Annotated in this window: 1 protein-coding gene; it reads right to left on the minus strand. The window is 50.0% G+C overall.

Features of this window, described 5'->3' with window-relative positions:
• Positions 1 to 433 (minus strand): hypothetical protein (locus H663_RS41085; RefSeq protein ID WP_205872787.1); only part of this gene is annotated, 433 nt, incomplete at its 3' end.
• Between the last annotated feature and the right edge of the window lie 351 nt (positions 434 to 784).

Raw genomic sequence — 784 nt, forward strand, 5'->3', positions numbered from 1 at the left:
TGGTGCCGCCCTCCAATCTCGTGACTGTGATGGCATCGACCAGGTCTTTGGGACGGTTGGCGGCATCCATTTGGCGTGCGCCTATTTCTATGTTGCCCACGCGGTAGCACAAAGCGCTCCAGGCACCGCGCACCAGTGATGCGTGGTAACGGTCATCAATGAAAATGCTGGTGGCACCGGGCAAGCGGTTGTCATTGGTTCGGTAAACAATGATGCGTGCCTGATCCCTTGCCACTGGCGCAGGCGCACGAAAGGCCTGACCCAGCACATCAATTTGCGCCGTCACTCCTGCATGCTTGGCCTCTACACTCACAGGGTGTGCAGGTTGTGATTTGAGCTGCACAGGAGCCAGCAACAGACACAGCGCTGCCCACACCGACAATTCAGTGAGCAAAGCTTGGCTCCAATTTTTCAGCAGTTTTTTTGTTTTCACTGACATCTCCAATGTTTGCGGTGCCGTACACCACAAAAACATCAATCGCTCACAATATTTAGGTCTTGTGTTTTTTGTTGAATAAAGCAATTTGATTCTGAAGATACTGAGAATTTCATGACGTCATAACCCCCAATTGGGGTATGCCCATGACTTTTTTGACACTTTTGACAGGTTTTTTTGCGGTTTGATCAAAAAACCACAAAATGTCAGCTCAAGGCGTGTCTACAGGCGTCACAAAGCAGGGTTTTGTGACTGCTTTTGAGAGCGCCAAAGGGGTTTTTGACACCGTGCCCACAAACAGTGTCATGAATATCAAGGTCTTGCATCCGCTAGTTCGCGTGACCTCTC

The organism is Limnohabitans planktonicus II-D5 (assembly GCF_001270065.2).
Lineage (GTDB): Bacteria > Pseudomonadota > Gammaproteobacteria > Burkholderiales > Burkholderiaceae_C > Limnohabitans_A > Limnohabitans_A planktonicus.